An 18,623-nucleotide genomic window follows, 5' to 3' on the forward strand; every position below is an offset into this window, starting at 1 on the left:
GGCCGCCCCATGCGGTCGTACACTGCCGGGGTCGATTACTGTAATTGCATACAGTATCTTCTAAAAATCTTTCCCGTGCAAATGCTGCTTACTTCTTGGGAGGTTTCTCGGTGAACTTGTTCTTCACCTTGCTGAAGTCGGCCTTGCGGATCATGCCGTGCACGCCCTTGGTGCCGTCGACCACCTGGCTGACCTGGAAGTCGCTGGCCGCGCTCAGGTAAGCGAAGGCGGTGGCGCGGTCCATGCCCAGCATCTCGGTCAGGAAGCGGATCGATTCGCGCGTGGCGTCCTTCATCGCTTCGTCCAGGTCGGGATTCAAGCCGATGGTCACCCAATGATCGGCCGTCTCGCCCAGCGGCTTGGCCAGGCTGCCCGAGCTTGACGGGATGCCGGCATCGCCCTTTTTCAGCACCGTGATGCGGAAGGTCGGGCGCATCGAATGCTCGAGCGCGGTCAGCGCCACTTCGCCGTCGCCCTGCGCCATGTGCGGGTCGCCGGTGTAGAAATTGCCGCCCTTGACCAGCACCGGCAGGTAGACGGTCGAGCCGACGCCCAGGTCGTTGATGTCCATATTGCCGCCATACAGGCCTGGCGGCACCGAATGCACCGGCTTGGTGGTATCGGGCGCCACGCCCATCACGCCCATGAACGGCGCGGTCGGGAAGGTCACCTCGGTGCCGTCGGCGGTCTTCATGACGGCTTCCCACTTGCCGCCCTTGCCGCGCCGGATCGGCGTAAACATGGAGACATTGTTGTAAGCGCCCGGGTTGGCGGCCGAGGCGCCTTGTTCCGGCTTGGCTGTTTCAGGGAATTCGCCCGGCAGCGCACCCTTGCCGTGGCGGTTCGAGATCACGCCATACGGCACGCGCGGCACGGCCGACAGCAGTTCGACCTTCAGCACATCGCCCGGTTCGGCGCCTTCGATCGCCACCGGACCGGTCACGATATGCGGGCCGTCCTTGGCGAAATCATGGGCCATCTTCGAGCCGGTAATGGCGATGCCGTCGTTCAGCACCATGTTCGCGGGAACGCCCTTGCTGCCGAAATATTTGAGCGGGTCGCGGCCCTGGTCTTCGACCAGGCCTTCGTGCGACAGCGTATCGAACACGATCGTCGCGCCCGACGGGATCGACAGCACCGGTTTCGTCGCCGCATTCGGCAGATAGCCCCAGGTCACCGTGTCGACGGTCGATGGCACGTAATACACCTCGTGCTTCGTGCCCGGGACGACGACCTTGCCCGGCTTGTCGGCCAGCGGCTGCAGCGGCAGGCCATCGGCCCCTCGGGCGAATGCGGACGCCGCTGGCGCAAACGCTGCCACGGCAAATGCGGTCATGAAGGTGATTGTGTGCAATTTCATTGTGACTCCGGTCGATGAAGCGTGGCAGGGAACCCTGTTACGCAAGCAATCGATGTGCCATGCGAAATTGCATCAATTAACGTTCTATCACTCTGCCTCATGCACCGGCAGGGTGCGCAATGACCGTCCATCAACGAAAAACGCGCGACCAGGTCGCGCGTTTATCCATCATTGTCCAGCCATTACCAGTTCAGCGTCAGCGTGTACCGGCCATTGGTCGCGCCCGTGCCGCCGCTGTAGTAACGCACCCGCACATACCGCACCGCCGCGCTGCTGCCGGCGTTGGCCGAGTTGACGGTGTCGGTCGCGCCGGCGCCGTTCTGGCTCGTGCCCAACTGTGTGCCGGCGCTGTTGTACACGTACAGGTCGTAGTCGGCGCTGCTCAGGGTCGCCGTGAGCGATGCCGTCAGCGTCTTGCCAGCCGGCAGATTGACCAGGAAGTAGTCGGTATCGGTCGTGCTGCCCAGGTTGCCAGTGACGGTCGTGTTGCTGGCCGTGACCGGATCGGCCGTGCCCGTCGTGTTGTTCGACTCGCTCTCGGCCAGCGTCGTGGCGGGCGTACCGCCACCACCGCTCGTGGCCGACGCCACGGCGGCGGCTGCATCGACGATGCCCGTGCCGCAACCCGAGCAGGTCGCGGGGAACGCGCGCGCCGTCGACTTGAGTTTCGATTCGATCTCGTCCGGCGTCAGGTTGGTGTTCACTGCCAGCATCAGCGCCGCCACGCCGGCCACGTGTGGCGTGGCCATCGACGTGCCCTGGTATGCCGCGTAACTGTCCGAGGCCGGCGCGCCGGTGCCGGTATTGAGCGTCGAGAGCACGCCGGACGCCCCGTCGCCGCCTGGCGCGGCCACGTCGATCAGCGTGCCGAAGTTGGAATACGACGCGCGCCCGCCGGTGCGGCCGGTGGCTGCCACCGCGACCACGCCCGAGCAGTTGGCGGGGCTGGCATTGCTGACATTGACGGCCGAATTGCCGGCCGCGACCACCACCACCGCGCCGCGCGAGCGGGCGCCGTTGATGGCAGTTTGCGTGGTCGCGTCGCAGGCGCCGCCGCCGCCCAGCGACAGGTTCAGCACGCGCGCCTTGTTGGCGTTGGCCGGCACACCCGAGACCGTGCCGCCCGACGACCAGGTGATCGCATCGGCGATGTCGGACGTGTAGCCGCCGCACTTGCCCAGCACGCGCACCGGCACGACCCTGGCGTTGTAGGCCACGCCCGCCACGCCGGCGCCGTTGTTGGTGCGCGCCGCCACCGTGCCGGCCACGTGGGTGCCATGCCAGCTCGATGGCTGGTCGGAGGTCGGCTGACCATTGCCGCAGGAACCGGCCGTGACGGCGTCGCCCGGGTCGCTCGCGTCGCTGTCGCGGCCATTGCCGTCGTTGCCGATCGCAGCGGTGCTGATGAAGTCATACCCGGCCAGCAGCTGGCCGCTCAGGTCGGCGTGCGGGCGGTAGCCGGTGTCGATCACGGCGACCACGACGCCGGTACCGGTCGAGACATCCCAGGCGGCCGGCAGGCGCAGGCCGCCGGCGGTTTCGTAGTAGTGCCACTGGTCGGCGTAGCGCGGGTCGGTCGGCGTGGCCATGTGCGTCATGATGCGGTCGGGCTCGGCGTATTCGATCGACGGGTCGCGCGCCATCATTTCGGCCGCCAGCGAGCGCACCTCGGCCAGGTCGCGCTTGCGGTCGAGCTTGAACACCTGGGCGCCGGTGGAGATCGCATGGCTTTCCTGGACCACGACCCCGAACTGCTGACCGGCACGATCCAGCACAGCCTTGCGCGCGCTGCTGGTGCCGGCCACGCGTGCCGCCACGCCATTGACGGCAGGCTGCGCGTCACGGTACTTCACGATGATACGGTCGGTCTCCACGATGAACTGCGGTTCACCGGCGGCCGCGAGGGCCGCACCGGAGGCCAGCGCCAGCGAGACCGCGGCGCACATCTTCAACACTGCAGGACGAATCGAATGCGTTTGCTTCATTTTTCTTCCTTGTTCAAGGTTTTCCGTCAGGCGAGAGACTCGCCCGTGTCGTTGTCATACCGGCCAGGGCCGGGGCGTCGCGTCGAGGCGACAGCGCCAGCGTAGCGCGAAAGGAAGAGCGAACAGGGAACAAAGCATGGCGTTTTCGGCGTGCATACAACAGTTCAACATCGTGCACGCGCAAAAACATGTTTTCTTCGGAAAACAGACTATTTCACAAAATAGTTGACATCTCAGATTGTTATTTAACATTCACGTGATGGTGATCAGATGCAAGAAGGGCCGCGCAAGCGCGGCCCTTCGGGTCAAACTTCAGCCCCTGGCGAGGCTGATATCAACAGCTTAGAAATTGCCCTTGAACTGCATGCCCCACTGGCGCGGCTCGTTGGTGAAGCCGGTCAGGTTGTTGAAGTCGATCGCGCCAGTGATACGACGCTGGTCGAGCACGTTGCGGCCGAAGGCGGCGACTTCATACTTGCCGTTGCCGAAGATGTAGCCGACACGCACGCCGCCTTCGGTCAGTGGTGCACCGGTGAACTCGGTCGACTCGTACAGGAAGAAGTTGACCTTGCTGCGGTACGACCAGTCGGTGTAGAAGTACAGCTCGCCGTCACGGAATGGCACGCCGTAGCGGGCAGTCGCGTTGAAGGTCCAGCGCGGTGCTTGTGGCAGCGCGTTACCATCGATCACGACACGGCCAGCGGCGTTGATCGGATCGGTGATCGTGCACGAACCGCACTTGTTGACCGACAGGCTGCCATCGCGGATCTGCGTGTAGTTGTAGCTCGCGCCGGCGCTCATGCGCAGGGCGGTGCTGATCGCCGCTTCAAAGTCGAACTCGGCGCCGCGGCCCTTGGTCTTGTCGGCGTTGATCAGGCGGTTGACGTTTGAATTGCCACCCACCACGGTCAGCTGCTGGTCTTCGATCGTGTAGTCATAGATCGAGAACGAGGTGCGGGCGCGACGTTCGAACAGGTCGGCCTTGATGCCCAGCTCGACCGACTTGATGGTCTCGGCATCGGCAACCGTGATCGGCACTGCGGCCGACGCGGCGGCGATACTCGGGGCGCGGAAGCCCGTTGCAGCGCGGCCGTACACGTTCACGTCAGGCGTGAGCTTGTAGGTAGCCGACAGATCCCAGTTGACCTTGTTCTGGCTCGTTTCGACCGACGACGGGCCGATCTGGGCGACGTTGGTCGCTTCGATGGTGCGGAACTCTTTCTCGTCCTTGGTGTAGCGCACGCCGCCGCGGATGGTCCAGTCCGGGGTCAGGTTGTACGAGGCCGAGGCAAACGCAGCCCAGGCTTCGTTCTTCTGGGTCGACACCAGGCGCGAGGTGCGCGCGTAGGTGGTGCTGTCGAAGTTGTCGCTGCCGCCGGTGACGTCTTCATCGAAGAAGTAGACGCCGGTCTGCCAGTTGAACGGGCCTTCGTTCTGCGATTCGAGGCGGAACTCTTGCGTGTACTGGTCGAGGTTGCTGATATAGCCGTTGGTCTCGACCTGGAACGGGATGAAGCCCGGGCCGGTCGGCGTGCCGCCGTCGATGTCGCCGCGGCTCGAGTAGCCGATGATGTGCTCGTAACCAGTGATCGAGTGGAACTTGTAGTTGCCCAGATCCCATTCCAGACGCAGGTTGATGCCGTTGGTTTTCAGGTCCTGGTCATTCTGGGCATTGGTGACGATCTGGTCCAGATCGGTGCCGTCGGCGAAGGTGTTGCTGCCCTTCTTGATCAGGTTGGCGCGGAACAAACGTGCGCTGCCATTGGTCTGACGCTGATGGAAGCCCAGCAGGCCGCTGAAGCCGTCTTTGCTGTACAAGAACTGCACGCGCTCGGCGTGTTCGTTGTAGCCGTCGAGTTCACCGCGCTTGGTGGTCTTGGCCGGGGTGCTGTAGTTGTCGACGTAGTCGTCGCGGTGCTGGCCCACGGCCGACACGCGCATCGCCACATTGCTCGACAGCGGCACGTTCACGGCGCCTTCGGCATTGAAGGTGTAGTGCGAAGCGGCCGAGACGTTGTAGTAGCCTTCGGTGCTGTTCAGGCGTGGCTTTTCGGATTCGAACTTGACGACGCCGGCCGGGGTATTACGGCCGAACAGCGTGCCCTGCGGGCCGCGCAGCACTTCGACGCTGGCCAGGTCGAAGATCGGGAAGCCCTTGAGAATCGGGTTCTCTTGCACGATGTCGTCGTACACGAGCGAGACCGGCTGCGAGGCAAAGGTGTTGAAGTCGGTATTGCCGTAGCCGCGGATGTAAAAGCGCGGGAAAGTACGGCCGTTCGACGATTCCACGTTCAGGCTCGGCACTTTACCGGCCAGCAGACGGATGTCGTCGCCGCCCGAGACCAGCACGTCCAGCTTGTCACCCTTGAGCGCCGTCACCGACACCGGCACGTCGCGGATGTTCTCGGTGCGGCGCTGCGCGGTCACGGTGACCGATTGCAGCTGCAGGGATTCCGGTGCCGGTTCGGCTGGGGCCGCGGTCTGGGCCGCCGCCTGGGCGATCGGCAGCAGGGCGATGAACGCCAGCGCTGCGCCATGGGAGCAGGTGACGCGCTTGTGCATCTTGGACATCTTGGTCATGGAGTATTTTCCTGGTGATGATAAAAGAACCGATGTCTCCGTTCTTATTCTCCAAACGCTCCCCCGCCGGGTGCGCGGGCGGTGATATCCCGCCCTCGGCAACGCGCATCTATGGCGCCCATCTTTCCGATGTCTTAAGGTTGCCGACTTGCTAAAGGCGGTATTGTCCGTGATGGTTATAGGCTCGGCAAGTGAATACCGCCATGACGCCATGATTACAACACATGCAGATATCCCACCCCGGCGCCGGTCCGATGACCAGAAAAATAGCGCTTTCAATATTTTTTCGAAAAATCCCTTGCGGACCCTGAAAGCCACCCTCTATAATTCGGTCCTCTTCGACGCAATGACAAGCGTCAGTAGACATCAACGAGATGGGCGCTTAGCTCAGTTGGTAGAGCGGATCCCTTACACGGATTAGGTCGGGAGTTCGAGCCTCTCAGCGCCCACCAAGCATCTCGACGATGGATCGAAGGCTGATCTTAGTAAAACGGAGTGGTAGTTCAGTTGGTTAGAATACCGGCCTGTCACGCCGGGGGTCGCGGGTTCGAGCCCCGTCCGCTCCGCCAGCATCACTGAAGAAGGGTCCGATTCGTCGGGCCCTTTTTCTTTTTCGCGTTTAGTTTTCGTGCCGGATGATTTCGCCGCAAACGATCACCGCGTCGGCGGCGTAGCCGCGCGACCCTACGCGCGCTTGCGCACCAATTCCCCGATTTCAACCCGATCCCGTCCCGCGCGCTTGGCCGCATACAGCGCATGGTCGGCACGCGCCATCGCCCCGCCCAGGTCCTCGTGCGGATCGAGCACCACCACGCCGATGCTGACCGTCATCCGGTAGCTCGGGCCGCTGGTGACGATGGTTGCTTCGCGAATCGCCAGGCGCAGGCGCTCGGCGGCCTGCACCGCCTCATCAAGGTCGGCGCCCGGCAGCAGCAGCGCGAACTCTTCGCCGCCCAGGCGGCCGATTGTTTCATGGTCGCGCACGATGCCGCGCGCAGTGCGGGCGAACACGACCAATGCTTCGTCGCCGGTGGCATGGCCCCACCGGTCATTGATCTGCTTGAAATGGTCGATGTCGATCATCAACAGGCCCAGGCCGGTGCGCTGGCGCTGCGCCACCACGCGCGCACCGTCGGCACGGACGAGAAATGCGTGCCGGTTGTACAGGCCGGTGAGAGAATCGGTCGCGGCCAGCTTGGCCATGTGCGTATCGTCCTTCTGCTTGCACAGCAACAGGAAGCCGAAGCCGTTGACGATCATGAGCATGTAGCCGGCCAGGTACGCCGCCTGCTGGGCGCCGCTGTGGTCAAGCGGTCCCTTGCCCAGCCATACCGAAGCGACCCAGATGACGACGGCGGCCGCGAACAGGGCGTCGTTGATGCCGATAATCCGCTGCAGCAGCGAGGCGCTGCGCCGGCGCAGCAGCGCCCACGCCATGGCCATGGCGAACAGCGCCACGACAGCGCCCACGAGCGCACTGAGCTGGATATGATTGGCCCCGCCATGTGCGGCCGCCAGCACGATGGCCGAAGACAGCAGCGTAATTGGCAGCAGCACCCGCCCCCAGCGCGGGAAGCCGAAGAAGACACAATACGCGGCCATCTCGAGCGACATCGCCAGGATCCAGCTGACGCCTTCCACGCCTGCCACCAGCGGCAAGCCCAGCATGGGACGCGCCCAGCCGATCAGCTGGCTTACGCCGATGCCGAGCCGCGCCCACATCCACAGGCGCAGCCCGGCACTCGGCGCGGCGCCGTGGGTGTATCCCGCCATCAGGATCGCGAAACCAACGTTGCCAATGCCGAGTGCAAGAAGAAAAGTCTGTATATCGATCACTGCCTGTCCTTGATAAGGCACTGGTGGCCCGCCTCGCGCGACACCATTGGCGAAGGTTTCAAAAACAATAATATATATTGCCTTAAAGAATCAATGTTACACGTTTTTCACGTCAGGCGAGCGCACGCTTGCAGAAGGTATGGACAGGCCACCACACCGGCTTGCGCACGCGACGCTTTTTGATGCATGGCAGCATCCGATCGCGGATAATCAAAAAACAACACACCGCACCACCCTGGAGCACTCCTTGATTTTTCGTTTTCTCAAACCGCCCCGCATGTCGCCGCGTCTGCACCGGCTCAAGAGTTCATCGCTGTTTGCGGCGCTCACGCCGCTGGAACTGAAGATCGTCGATGGCTTGCTGCACGAGCGCCGCTACCTGAAAGACGAAATCATGTTCGACGAGGGCGAAGAGGGTCAGGCGCTGTATCTCCTGATGAGCGGCCGGGTGCGCATCAGCCGCCTGCACGAAGGCATGACGCAAGTCGTGGCCGAGCTCGAACCGGGCGGCTTCTTCGGCGACCTGGCGCTGCTTGACAACTCGCCCCGCAATGCCCAGGCGCGCGCGCTCGAACCGTGCGAAGTGGCCGTGTTCTTCCGCGCCGACTTCTTGGGCCTGATGGAAACCGACGCCGTCATCGGCTACAAGATCTCGCTGGCGCTGGCGCGCCACATTGGCCTGCGCCTGCGTGAATGGATGGGCACCGGCCGGCCGCAGCTGGAAGCGCTGTGAGCACCCACCTCGACGCCGCCCACGGTCCCGAGCGCGCCGGCCCGGTCGTCTGGACCGGCATCATCGGCGGCACCTGCCTGCTGCTGCTGGTGGTGCAGAAGCTGCTGTGGCTCGCCCTGCCCTTCATCTTCGGCGCGGTCCTGTATTACATCCTGCTGGGGCCGATGCAGCGCATGGTGCGCGCCGGCTTTGGCCGCAACGCCGCCGCGCTGTGGATGATCGCGTTGTTCTTCGCGCTGACCGCGCTGGCGCTGACAGCGGCCATGACCTGGGGCGACGGCCCCGAAGAAGACTCGTGGGAAGCGACGATCAGCCTGTACCTCGACGGTGGCGTGGCCTTCGTGCGCAACTCGATGGGATTGCTGGAAGCGAAATTCCCGCTGCTGGCCGAGATGCGCCTGACCTCGATCGTCAACCGCGCGTTCACCGATTACACCAACGACTTCGCGCAGAACCACCTGGGCGACATCGTGGTCGGCATCGTCACCTGGGTGCCGTCGCTGTTCCTGGCGCCGTTCCTCAGTTTCTTCCTGCTGCGCGACGGCGTGCGTTTCAAAAAGTTCCTGGCGCGCGCGGTGCCCAACGCCTACTTCGAGCCGGCCCTGTACCTGCTGCACGAAGTCGACCAGACGGCGCGCCGCTACTTCGAAGGGCTGCTCAAGCTGACCGTGCTCGACACGATCGTGCTGGCGCTGGGGCTGTGGATCATCGGCGTCTCGTCGCCCCTGCTGCTGGGCCTGATCTCGGCGGTGCTGGCCTGGGTGCCGTTCGTCGGCTCGATTGCCGGTTGCGCGCTGGTGGTCATCGTGGCCTCCACCGATGCGCCGGGCAATCCGCTGATGGCCTACGGCGCCATTGGCGTGTTCGTGCTGGTGCGCCTGCTGGATGATTTTCTGTTCATGCCGGCCACGCTGGGGCGCAGCCTGCATATTCATCCGCTGGTGACTGTGCTGATGATCTTTGTCGGCGGCATGCTGGCGGGGGTGGTGGGGCTGATGCTGGTGCTGCCGCTGCTGGGTGTGGTGATGGTGATCGGCGAGACGCTCGGCGTGCTGGTCACGCATCCGCGCTTGCGGGCGCGGCACCGGTATGCAAAAGCGCTGCGCACGAGGCAGGCAAGCATGGACCTGGATATTGCGCGCGAGCGGCGCGGGGCGCCGACGCCGAATGCCAATCTGAAGAAGCCGCAATAGCCCTGCGACGAATGCCAGTCACGCAGGCTTGATTGCCCCGCTAGCGTAAAAACGTCATTCCCGCGGAGGCGGGAATCCAAGTTCGATGCGTTGCCACCTGGTTTGACGTCTATGGCATAACAAGCAAACTCAGGTTCCCGCCTCCGCGGGAACGACGTATTTAGCGCTGATTGCGCGACGAACTTGAGCGACTCCGCTCGGTTTCACACCGCTTACTTGCGCACCGTCTTCGGCTTGGCCTTGATGGTCGACAGGATCGACGGCTTGACCTTCGACGGCGGCGCCATGAATGGCGTGGTCGCCGGCGTGCGCTCGTTGCGGCCACGTGGCGCGCCAGCGCCGATGGCGCGCTTCGGCGTACCGTCGGTCGCACGCCCTTTCGGCGCCATGCCTGGCCCACGGCGCTCTTCACGCAGCGAGCCGGTGGCCATCTCGCCACCCACGGCCGGGATCAGGTGCCGGTCGGTATTACCGATCAGGTCACCGCGGCCCATGCGGTACAGGCCTTCGCGCAGGATCGGCCAGTTCTGCGGATCGTAATAGCGCAGGAACGCCTTGTGCAGCTTGCGCGTCTTGCCGCTCTTGGCGGTTTCGACGATTTCCGAATCCTCGGTCACCTTCGCCAGCGGATTGCGGCGCGAGTGGTACATCGTCGTTGCCATCGCCATCGGCGTCGGCGTGAAGGTCTGCACCTGGTCGAGCTTGAAGTTGTTCTTCTTGAGCCATAGCGCCAGGTTCAGCATGTCTTCGTCAGTCGAGCCCGGGTGGGCGGCGATGAAGTACGGGATCAGGTATTGCTTCTTGCCGGCTTCGAGCGAGTACTTGTCGAACATGCGCTTGAACTCGTCATACGCGCCAATGCCCGGCTTCATCATCTTCGACAGCGTGCCCGCTTCGGTATGCTCCGGCGCAATTTTCAAGAGGCCGCCCACGTGGTGGGTGACCAGCTCCTTGACGTACTCGGGCGAGCGCACGGCCAGGTCGTAGCGCAGGCCGGAACCGATCAGGATCTTCTTGATGCCCGGGATCGCGCGCGCCTTGCGGTACAGCGAGATCAGCTTGCTGTGGTCGGTGCCGAGGTTGCTGCAGATGGTCGGGTACACGCACGACAGGCGGCGGCAGCTCTCTTCGATCGTTTTTTCCTTGCACGCCAGGCGGTACATGTTCGCGGTCGGGCCGCCGAGGTCGGTGATGGTGCCGGCGAAGTTCTTGGTCGTGTCGCGGATCAGTTCGATCTCGCGCAGGATCGACGGCTCGGAGCGGCTCTGGATGATGCGCCCTTCGTGCTCGGTGATCGAGCAGAAGGTGCAGCCGCCGAAGCAGCCGCGCATGATGTTGACCGAGTAGCGGATCATTTCCCAGGCCGGGATGTGGGCCTTGCCGTAGCTCGGGTGCGGCGCGCGGGCGTAGGCCATGTCGTAGACATTGTCCATCTCGTCCATCGCCAGCGGCAGCGGCGGCGGATTGAGCCAGACGTCGCGGTCGCCGTGCGCCTGCACCAGCGCGCGCGCATTGCCCGGGTTCGACTCGAGGTGGAACACGCGCGAGGTGTGCGCATACATCACCGGATCGACGCTGACCGTTTCAAAGCTCGGCAGGCGCACCACGGTCTTGGCCGCTTTTTCGCGGGCCGCGGCCTGGCGCTGCTCGCGCGTCATGATCATGATCGGCTTGACCTCGGGTTCCGGCGCGGCGTTGTCGAGCGCGCAGGCTTTCGGGTCTTCCAGCGCCATCGCATACGGATTCGGCTGCTTGTCGATGCGGCCGGGCACGTCCACGCGAGTGGAGTTGTGCACCGACCATTCTTCGTCCGGCAGCCAGCCCAGCGGCACGAGGAACGCCGTGCCGCGCAGGTCGCGGATGGTCTTGACGTTTTCGCCGGCGGCGATGCGGCGCGTGAAATCGACCAGCGCGCGCTCGGCATTGCCGAAGATGAGCAGGTCGGCCTTCGACTCGAACAGCACCGAGCGGCGCACTTTATCCGACCAGTAATCGTAATGGGCGATGCGACGCAGCGAGGCCTCGATGCTGCCGGCAATCACCGGCACGCCCGGAAACGCTTCACGGGCGCGCTGGCAGTACACGGTCACGGCGCGGTCGGGGCGTTTATTGGGCGCGCCTTCCGGCGTGTAAGCGTCGTCGGAGCGGATCTTGCGGTCGGCCGTGTAGCGGTTGACCATCGAATCCATATTGCCGGCGGTGACGCCCCAATACAGGTTCGGCTTGCCCAGTGCACGGAACGGCTCGACCGACGTCCAGTCGGGCTGGCTGATGATGCCGACCCGGTACCCCTGCGCCTCGAGCAGCCGGCCGACCAGCGCCATGCCGAAGCTCGGGTGGTCGATATAGGCGTCGCCCGTGATCAGGATGATGTCGCAGGTATCCCAGCCGAGCACGTCCATTTCGGCGCGTGACATCGGAAGGAAGGGTGCGGTCGGGGCGCGGCTGGAGCGCTTGGCGACCGTCGCGAAGAGATTGGAAGGGGAGCTCATTTGCCGGCATTGTACCGGAAAACCATTTGCGGAGCATGGAAGGCCCCGAAAAATGGCTTAAAATCAATGACTTGTGGCTATTACGCCTACAATCAAATGCCCATGTTCGACAGGATCTGACCGAGTTCGCGCAGGCCGTGCTCGACGCGCGGGTGGCGGGCGGCGAAGCGTGCTGCCAGTTCTTGCGTACGCGAGCCGAGGCCATAGGTATTCGCATCGAGCTCTTGCTCGGCGCGGCGGTCGAGGACTTTTTCGATGTCGCCATCGAGCTGGCGCAGCAGCGTTTCCAGTTCGACGTCGGTCTCACCGGTTTCTTGCAGTTCGCGGTGCAGGGCTTTCAGGCGTGCCTTCAGATCGGCATCGTATTCGGGTTGCATCGTCGTCTCCGTGGATTGGTCGATTTCATTGTAAGGCATGGGGGGCGGGAGGGATAACACGGCTGTGCGGGGGTGGTGGTGTGCATACGAACTTGGGCTCCCGCCTGCGCGGGAGCGACGTGCTTAGTATTCTGGCTAAAGAGTAGTCCCCTACCCTCCCACCGCACTAAGACAACGTCGCTCCCGCGAAGGCGGGAGCCCAAGTTACTTCGCAACCCCGCGACGCTATCAGTTCCCCGTCAAACCACGACGCTCCAGCAGCGGCTTGATATCCGCATCCTTGCCACGGAAGTTACGGAACATCTGCATTGCATCCAGCGTACCGCCGCGCGACAGCAGCGTCTTGCGGAAATGGTCGCCGTTCTTGCGCGTCAGGCCGCCGTTGGCCTTGAACCACTCAACGGTATCGGCGTCGAGCTTCTCTGCCCACAGGTAGCCGTAGTAACCGGCCGAGTATCCGCCCGAGAACGTGTGCGAGAAGTACGTGCTGCGATAACGCGGCGGCACCAGGGCGAAGTCAACGCCGGCCGTTTTCAACGCCTGCGCTTCGAATGCCAGGACGTCCGTCGGGATCTGGTTCGGCGACAGCTGGTGCCAGGCCTGGTCCAGCAGCGCGGCGGCCAGGTACTCGGTCGTGCGGAAGCCTTCGTTGAACTGCGACGAGGCCTGCACCTTGTCGAGCAGTTCCTTCGGCATCGGCTCGCCGGTCTGGTAATGCCTGGCGTAGTTGGAAAGGACCTCGGGCCAGGCCATCCACATCTCGTTGACCTGCGACGGGAACTCGACGTAGTCACGCGGCACGCGCGAACCCGAGAAGCGCGGGTACTGCACATCCGAGAACATGCCGTGCAGCGCATGGCCGAATTCGTGGAACGTGGTGCGCACTTCGTCGTACGTCAGCAGCGTCGGCTCGCCGGCGGCCGGCTTCGGCACGTTCAGGTTGTTCGCGATGACAGGCTTGGTGCCGAGCAGCTTGCTTTGGCCGACCCAGGCATTGGCCCAGGCGCCGCCACGCTTGTTCGAGCGGGCGTACGGATCGAGCGTGAAGATCGCCAGTTGCTTGCCGTCGACGTCGAACACGTCGAACACGCGCACGTCTTCGTTGTAACCCGGCAGGTCCTTGCGTTCCTTGAAGGTGATGCCGAATTCCTTGGTGGCGGCGAAGAAGACGCCGTCGACCAGCACGCGGTTCAGCTCAAAGTACGGGCGCAGCTGGCTGGCATCGAACGCGTAACGCTCGGCGCGCACCTTGTCGCTGTAGAAGCTCCAGTCATGCGCGGCGGCCTTGAAACCACCTTTCTCCGCGTCGATCACTTTCTGGATGTCGGCCGCTTCCTTCTTCGCGTTGTTCACGGCAGGCGTGGCCAGTTCGGCCAGCAGGCTGTTGACGGCGCCGGTGGTCTTGGCGGTCTGCTCTTCCAGGTTGTAGGCGGCGTGGTTCGGGAAGCCCAGCAGCACGGCGCGTTCGGCGCGCAGCTTGGCGATCTGCAGCACGGTGTCGCGGGTGTCGAATTGTCCACCGCGGCTGCCACGCGCCAGCGATGCGGCCAGCAGTTTTTCGCGGGTGGCGCGGTTGGTCAGTACCGACAGCGATGCCTGCTGGGTGGTGTTCACCACCGGCAGGACGAACTTGCCATCCAGGCCGCGCTTTTTACCTTCGGCGGCGGCAGCATCGATCGCCTTTTCGCTCATGCCCGCCAGTTCGGCGCGCGAATCGACCACCAGCGCCGAAGCATTGGCTTCCTTCAGCGTGTCTTGCGCGAACTTGGTCTGCAGGGCGGCCAGCTGGCTGTTGAAGGCTTTCAGCTTTTCCTTGTCGGCGTTCGACAGCTTGGCGCCCGAGCGCTCGAAATCGTTGTTGTAGCGGTCGAGCAGGTAGGCCGATTCGCTGTCGAGCTTCAGGCTGGCGCGCTTGTCGTACAGGGCCTTGATACGCGCATACAGCTTGCCGTTCAGGCGGATAGCGTCGCCGTGCTGCGACAGCTTCGGCGCCATGTCGCGACCGAGCGCGATCAGCGTGTCGTTGGTGTAGGACCCCGACAGCGTGCCGAAGGCGCTGCTCACGCGGTTCAGCATGCGGCCGGCGCGTTCCATGGCGACGATGGTGTTCTCGAACGTCGGCGCGGCCTTGTTGTTGGCGATCTTGTCGATCTCCAGGGCGTGCAGGCGCATCGCTTCGGCATAGGCCGGGGCGAAGTGCTCGTCCTTGATCTTGTCCCAGGCCGGGTAGTTGTATTGCAGGGTGCTCTCTTTGGCGAACGGGTTGCTCGCGTCGAATGGTGCAGCGGCGGTGACCGGTGCGGCAGTCGCTGGCGCCGGTGCGGCGACTGCGACGTTGACGAGGGCTGCGCTGACCGCGGCGGCCAGCAGGAAATGGGTACGTTTCATGTTCTTGATTCTGAGTGTGGCGATAGGGACTGCACGAGCCGGCGTCGTGCGCCGGCCCGTGCCTGCGTGCTTTAGTTCAGGCCGCGGCGTTCCAGCAGCGGCTCGATGACCGGATCGCGGCCACGGAAGTTGCGGAACAGGTCCATGGCTTCTTGCGTGCCGCCGCGCGAGAGCAGCGTCTTGCGGAAATGGTCGCCATTCTTGCGCGTCAGGCCACCGCTTTCGGTGAACCACTTGACCGTCTCGGCGTCCAGGCGCTCGCTCCACAGGTAGGCGTAGTAGCCGGCCGAATAGCCGCCGCCCATCGAGTGCGAGAAGTACGCGCTGCGGTAGCGCGGCGGCACCGGGGCGTACGAGACACCCGCGTCCTGCAGGGCCTTGGCTTCGAACGACAAGACGTCGGTCGGCACCTGGCTCGGGGTGATCTGGTGCCAGCGCTGGTCGAGCAGCGCGGCCGCCAGATAGGCGGTGGTGGCGTAACCCTGGCCAAACTTCTTCGAGGCGACGACCTTGTCGAGCAGGTCTTTCGGCATCGGCGCGCCGGTCTTGTAATGCCTGGCGTAGTTGGAAAGGACCTCGGGCCAGGTGACCCACATCTCGTTGACCTGCGACGGATACTCGACGAAGTCGCGCGGCACGTTCGTGCCCGAGAATTTCGGGTACTTCACATCCGAGAACATGCCATGCAGCGCGTGGCCGAACTCGTGGAACGTGGTCACCACTTCGTCGTACGTCAGCAGGGTCGGTTCGCCCGCTGGCGGCTTTGGAATGTTCAGGTGGTTGCCGATGACCGGCTTCTGGTTCAGCAGGTGCGATTGCGAGACGTACTCGTTCATCCAGGCGCCGCCCTGCTTGTTGCCGCGTGCGTAAGGGTCGAAGATGAAGATCGTCAGCAGCTTGCCGTCGACGTCGTACACGTCGAAAGTGCGCACGTCTTCGTTATACGTCGGCAGGTCCTTGCGCTCCTTGAACGTGATGCCGTATTCCTTGGTCGCGGCAAAGAACACGCCATCGACCAGCACGCGGTTCAGTTCGAAGTACGGGCGCAGCTGGCTGTCGTCGAAGTTGAATTTCTCGGCGCGCACCTTGTCGGCGTACAGCGGCCAGTCCCAGCTTGCCAGCTCGAATTTGCCACCGTCTTTATTGATCGCGGCCTGGATCTCGACTGCTTCCTTCTTGGCGTTGTTCACGGCCGGCTTGGCCAGGTCGCCCAGCAGCTTGTTGACGGCGGCCGGATTGCGCGCGGTTTCCATCTCTTGCGAGTAGGCCGCGTAGTTCGGGTAACCGAGCAGCACGGCGCGTTCGGCGCGCAGCTTGGCCAGGCGCAGCACCTGCTTGGTGGTGTCGAACTGGCCGCCCTTGGTGCCGCGCTCGAGCGAGGCTTTCATCAGGCGCTCGCGCGTGGCGCGCACCGTCAACACCGACAGGCCTGGCTGGATCGAGGTGTTGACGATCGGGATCGCGAACTTGCCCTTCAGGCCGCGCTTGTCTGCTTCGGCAGCGGCGGCGTTGATCTGGGCGTCGGAGAGACCGGCCAGTTCGGCGCGGGTGTCGACGATCAGGGCGGCAGCGTTCGCGCCCTTGAGCACGCGCTGTGAAAAGTCCGACTGCAGCGAGGCGATCTCGCCGTTATAGGCCTTCAGCTTGGCCTGGTTGGCGGCCGACAGGTTGGCGCCGGCGCGCACGAATTCCTTGTAGTAGCGCTCGAGCAGGTGCGTCGATTCGGCGTCCAGGCCCAGCGAGGCGCGCTTGTCGTGCAGCGTTTTCACGCGCGCGAACAGCTTGGCGTTCAGGTGGATCGCATCGGAGTGCGCCGCCAGCTTGGGCGACATCTCGCGATCGACCGCATCCAGCGTGTCGTTGGTATTGGCGCCGTGCAGATTGCCGAAGGTCGCGTTTACGCGGGCCAGCAACTGGCCGGATTTTTCCAGCGCCACGATCGTGTTGTCGAACGTCGGTGCGGCCTTGTCGCCCGCAATCGCCTCGACTTCGCGCAGTTCTTCGCGCATGCCGGCAGCGAACGCGGGCAGATAGTGCGCGTCCTTGATCTTGTCGAACGCCGGGTATTGCAGCGGCAGGCTGCTTGGCTTGGCGAACGGGTTGGAGGCGTCGAGGACGGGTGCGGCAGGCGCTGCGATGGCGGAACACGCCAGCGCGACACTGGCAGCCACGATGAGCAGTTGAGGACGGATCATGAGGTCTTTCGCTAACACTGAGGAAGGGGCTGTCAGAGGTGCTCGACAGCAGTGCGCTAAAGATCATAGCAGGCTTGCATGTTCGTTGTAACAATTAAAAAGTAGCGCAATGTATCAACGCCGGGGCCCCGTGTTGACTGCCCCGGCGCGGTCGCCGTGCTAGCATCGGCAGCCATCCCTCGAGTTTTCCCATGACCTTCCCCTCCCCCTCCTTCGACGCCATCGTGGTCGGCACCGGCCCCGGCGGCGCCAGCGTCGCGCGTGAACTGGCGCGCGCCGGCAGCCGCGTGCTGATGCTCGAACAGGGCGGCGCCGTGCCATTGGCCGGCACCGTGACGCAGATGGCGGCGATGGCGGCCGTGCCCGGCCGCGGCGCGTTCATCCACCGCGACGCCTCGCTGCTGGTGGGCGGCGCCACATTGGGCGGCAGTTCGGCCGTCAACTTTGCCACCGCCGCCGCGCCGCCGGCGGCGTACTTCGCCGCGTATGGCATTGACCTGGCCCCAAGCCTGGCCGAACTGCGCGCCGAATTGCCGCTGGCGCCCCTGCCCGATGCCCTGGTCGGGCCAATGGCCACGCGCATCATGACGGCGGCCCGCGCTGTCGGCATCGACTGGCAAAAGCTCGACAAGATGATCCGGCCATCGCTGTGCCGACGCGGCTGCTGGCGCTGTACCTATGGCTGCCCGTTCGGCGCCAAGTGGAGCGCGCGCGATTTCGTCGAGCAGGCGATCGGGCATGGCGCCGCGCTGGCGGCCGGCAGCCGTGTCGCGCGGGTGCTGCTGGACAGGGGCCGCGCCAGCGGGGTCGAGGTATTACAAGGTGGCCGGCTGCAGACGATCCACGCGCCGTTGGTGATCCTCAGTGGCGGCGGCATCGGCAGCCCGCGCATCCTGCATGCATCAAGCCTGGCACCGCGCCATGCGCCGTTCTTCAGCGATCCCGTGGTCGCGGTGATGGGCAGCGTGGCGGACATCGATGGCGGCGCCGAAGTGCCGATGGCGGCCGGCTGGCACGATCCGCAGGCCGGCATCGCGCTGGCCGACCTGACCTTGCCGCGCCCGATGTACCAGGCCTTCGCGGCGCAGGTCGGGCGCATCGACCGCTTGTTCGCGCACCAGCGCACCCTCTCCGTGATGGTCAAGATTCGCGATGACATCGGCGGGCGCATCGGGCCGCGCTGGGCCGACAAGCGTCTGAGCGATGGCGACCGCGCCCGGTTTCGCACGGGCGAACGGATGGCGCGCGCGATCCTGCAAGAGGCCGGTGCGCACCACGTGTTCAAGAGCTGGCATTTCGCGGCGCACCCGGGCGGCAGCGTGCGCATTGGCGCTGGCGTCGATGCGCATCTGCAGACGCGCACGCCGGGCCTGTACGTGTGCGATGCATCGGTGATCCCGCAGCCGTGGGGCTTGCCGCCGTCGCTCACCCTGCTGTGCCTGGGCAAGCGCCTTGGGCAGCACCTGGCGCGCCAGGGTTAAGAT

At 64.4% G+C, this 18,623-nt stretch carries 11 protein-coding genes and 2 tRNA genes; 5 read left to right on the forward strand and 8 right to left on the reverse strand.

All coding sequences use genetic code 11. From position 1 onward, the window contains the following. Positions 1–88: 88 nt before the first annotated feature. The 3 genes from AB2N08_RS07235 to AB2N08_RS07245 all read right to left on the reverse strand — a co-directional run bounded on the left by AB2N08_RS07235 (position 89) and on the right by AB2N08_RS07245 (position 5,925). Complete coding sequence (locus AB2N08_RS07235; protein ID WP_367609963.1) at positions 89–1,360, reverse strand: acetamidase/formamidase family protein; 1,272 nt, start codon at positions 1,358–1,360, stop codon at positions 89–91. A 182-nt stretch (positions 1,361–1,542) separates the two neighbouring features. Next, positions 1,543–3,345 carry a S8 family peptidase gene (locus AB2N08_RS07240; protein ID WP_367609964.1) on the reverse strand — a complete coding sequence of 601 codons (1,803 nt, stop codon included), beginning with the start codon at positions 3,343–3,345 and terminating at the stop codon, positions 1,543–1,545. A 342-nt stretch (positions 3,346–3,687) separates the two neighbouring features. Further along, complete coding sequence (locus AB2N08_RS07245; protein WP_367609965.1) at positions 3,688–5,925, reverse strand: TonB-dependent receptor; 2,238 nt, start codon at positions 5,923–5,925, stop codon at positions 3,688–3,690. Positions 5,926–6,301: 376 nt separating this feature from the next. Between AB2N08_RS07245 and AB2N08_RS07250 the strand changes: the two genes are divergently transcribed. Both AB2N08_RS07250 and AB2N08_RS07255 read left to right on the forward strand, forming a co-directional pair. Continuing rightward, positions 6,302–6,377: transfer RNA gene (locus tag AB2N08_RS07250), tRNA-Val, on the forward strand. Between the two features lie 40 nt (positions 6,378–6,417). Continuing rightward, positions 6,418–6,494: transfer RNA gene (locus AB2N08_RS07255), tRNA-Asp, on the forward strand. A gap of 115 nt (positions 6,495–6,609) precedes the next feature. On the opposite strand, the gene AB2N08_RS07260 is transcribed toward AB2N08_RS07255, so the two are convergent. Further along, positions 6,610–7,761 carry a GGDEF domain-containing protein gene (locus AB2N08_RS07260; protein WP_367609966.1) on the reverse strand — a complete coding sequence of 384 codons (1,152 nt, stop codon included), beginning with the start codon at positions 7,759–7,761 and terminating at the stop codon, positions 6,610–6,612. Between the two features lie 247 nt (positions 7,762–8,008). Here AB2N08_RS07260 and AB2N08_RS07265 point away from each other — a divergent pair, with 247 nt between their 5' ends. After that, positions 8,009–8,494 (forward strand): cyclic nucleotide-binding domain-containing protein, encoded by a 486-nt coding sequence (locus tag AB2N08_RS07265; RefSeq protein ID WP_221290483.1) that lies wholly within the window; start codon positions 8,009–8,011, stop codon positions 8,492–8,494. After that, positions 8,491–9,687, forward strand: a complete 1,197-nt coding sequence (locus AB2N08_RS07270) for an AI-2E family transporter (protein ID WP_367609967.1) — start codon at positions 8,491–8,493, stop codon at positions 9,685–9,687. Before AB2N08_RS07265 ends, AB2N08_RS07270 begins: the two co-directional genes overlap by 4 nt. Before the next feature lie 212 nt (positions 9,688–9,899). On the opposite strand, the gene AB2N08_RS07275 is transcribed toward AB2N08_RS07270, so the two are convergent. The 4 genes from AB2N08_RS07275 to AB2N08_RS07290 all read right to left on the reverse strand — a co-directional run bounded on the left by AB2N08_RS07275 (position 9,900) and on the right by AB2N08_RS07290 (position 17,139). After that, positions 9,900–12,179: a YgiQ family radical SAM protein gene (locus tag AB2N08_RS07275; RefSeq protein WP_367609968.1), complete on the reverse strand. Its 2,280-nt coding sequence runs from the start codon at positions 12,177–12,179 to the stop codon at positions 9,900–9,902. Between the two features lie 92 nt (positions 12,180–12,271). Continuing rightward, a complete protein-coding gene (locus AB2N08_RS07280; RefSeq protein WP_367609969.1) occupies positions 12,272–12,556 on the reverse strand; it encodes a DUF4404 family protein in 285 nt (94 codons plus the stop codon). Positions 12,557–12,784: 228 nt separating this feature from the next. Next, on the reverse strand, positions 12,785–14,944 hold the full coding sequence (locus tag AB2N08_RS07285) for a M3 family metallopeptidase (protein WP_367609970.1): 2,160 nt from the start codon (positions 14,942–14,944) through the stop codon (positions 12,785–12,787). 71 nt (positions 14,945–15,015) lie between these two features. Beyond that, a complete protein-coding gene (locus tag AB2N08_RS07290) occupies positions 15,016–17,139 on the reverse strand; it encodes a M3 family metallopeptidase (RefSeq protein ID WP_367609971.1) in 2,124 nt (707 codons plus the stop codon). Between the two features lie 191 nt (positions 17,140–17,330). Between AB2N08_RS07290 and AB2N08_RS07295 the strand changes: the two genes are divergently transcribed. Beyond that, positions 17,331–18,620 carry a GMC family oxidoreductase N-terminal domain-containing protein gene (locus tag AB2N08_RS07295; RefSeq protein WP_367609972.1) on the forward strand — a complete coding sequence of 430 codons (1,290 nt, stop codon included), beginning with the start codon at positions 17,331–17,333 and terminating at the stop codon, positions 18,618–18,620. The last annotated feature ends 3 nt before the right edge of the window (positions 18,621–18,623 follow it).

The organism is Massilia aurea (genome assembly GCF_040790145.1).
Taxonomy (GTDB): Bacteria; Pseudomonadota; Gammaproteobacteria; order Burkholderiales; family Burkholderiaceae_D; genus Telluria; species Telluria aurea_C.